Here is a 1,797-nt window from a genome sequence, read left to right as displayed (position 1 = left end):
AGTTGAGGCACAAATTCTCCTCCCATTCTGGAAAAAAGGAAACCGGCTAATACAAGTAGAACAGCAGCAGCACCTACAACAATGAGCTTCAGTTTTAATGCCCCTTTCAGTAAAGGCATATATACCCTTTGTATTCCACCAATTATCTTATCACTTATCCTTTCCAGCCAGCGTTCAAACCTTCCAAACCAGTTCTTTTTATTCTGAATGGGTTTCATAAATAGGGCAGACATCATAGGGACATAGGTAAGGCATAAGAAAATAGCACCTATCATGGCAAAACCGAAAGTGTACGCCATCGGCTTAAACATTTTACCTTCTACCCCCGTAAGAAAAAGTATAGGCGTGAATACAATAAGAATTATAATCTGTCCAAAAAATGCGGAACTCATCATCGTGCTCCCAGCATCATAGGCTACTTCATCCATTTTAGCCTGATTGAATTTCACCTTGCCAGATCTTATCCGTTTTTGTATTTCATACACGGTTCCCTCGATGATAATCACTGCACCGTCTATAATGATTCCAAAGTCAATAGCGCCCAAACTCATTAGATTGGCCCAGACATTGAATTGTTTCATTAAAATAAAAGCAAAAAGCAGTGATAAGGGAATAGTGGTAGCAGTAATAAGTCCACCTCTTAGACTACCTAATAACAATACCAGGGCAAAAATCACTATCAATGCACCTTCCAGTAAATTTGTTTTAACAGTATCGGTTGTTCGTGCTATTAATTCACTCCGATCAATAATTGGCTCTATGGTCAAACCTTCAGGAAGTGACTTTTCAACTTCTGCCATCCTATCTTTAACATCCTGAATTACGGCATTGGGATTGGCGCCTTTTAACATCATTATTATCCCGCCTACGGCTTCCTCTCCGTCTTGAGTGAAAGCTCCGTAGCGTACCTGATTTCCAAACTGAACATCTTCCGCAACATCTCCAATAGTTATCGGAATAGAATTTTCGGTAGTAATAGCAATTTTCCTTATATCCTCCAGTGAACGGATTAAACCTTCACCTCTAATAAAATTTGACATTTTATTTTTCTCAATATAAGCTCCACCGGTATTCACATTGTTTCGGGCCAGCGCCTCATAAACCTCAGAGATACTTATACCCATACTGTTTAATTTCTCAGGATTGATTGCTACCTCATATTGTTTTATGGAGCCTCCAAAAGAATTTACTTCCACCACACCTTCCAGCAAGGTAAGTTGTCGCTTGATTATCCAGTCCTGAATAGTTCGTAGTTCCATGGGAGAATATTCAGTTTCGTATCCCTCCTTTGGCTTTATGGTATACTCATAAATTTGACCCAATCCGGTTGAAATAGGTCCCATAGCAGGACTTCCAAATTTATCGGGAATGGTTTCTCCCAATTCATTAAGTTTTTCCTGTACTAGTTGACGAGGGAGATAAGTTCCCATATCATCTTTAAAAACAATAGTAACTACCGAAAGTCCAAACCGTGAAATAGAGCGAATCTCTGTAACTCCAGGTAAATTACCCATCGAAAGTTCTACGGGATAGGTTACAAATTGTTCAATATCTTCTGTGGCAAGATTTGGCGACTGGGTGATCACCTGAACCTGATTGTTAGTAATATCTGGCACCGATCCCAGGTTGACGGTCATCATGGACCAAATACCCGTCCCTATCAGCGCTAAGGTAAGTAGTCCAATAATAAATTTATTATTAATGGAAAATGCGATTATCTTATTAATCATATAAATAAAAATTTAATTCAGTTAAAATTCTTGATAATAATTTTGTGCCTAACAAAATCTATCAATA

The 1,797-nt window shown here is 38.5% G+C and carries 1 protein-coding gene; it reads right to left on the bottom strand.

The features are described from left to right. Positions 1–1,730 (bottom strand): efflux RND transporter permease subunit (locus DET49_RS18300; RefSeq protein WP_133550295.1); only part of this gene is annotated, 1,730 nt, incomplete at its 3' end. Positions 1,731–1,797 lie beyond the last annotated feature (67 nt).

Origin of the sequence: Salegentibacter sp. 24 (genome assembly GCF_004362395.1) — a bacterium.
In the GTDB taxonomy this organism is placed as follows: Bacteria; Bacteroidota; Bacteroidia; order Flavobacteriales; family Flavobacteriaceae; genus Salegentibacter.
The sequence above is the reverse complement of the archived record's forward strand: the minus strand, read 5'-3'. Positions and strand labels throughout refer to the sequence as shown.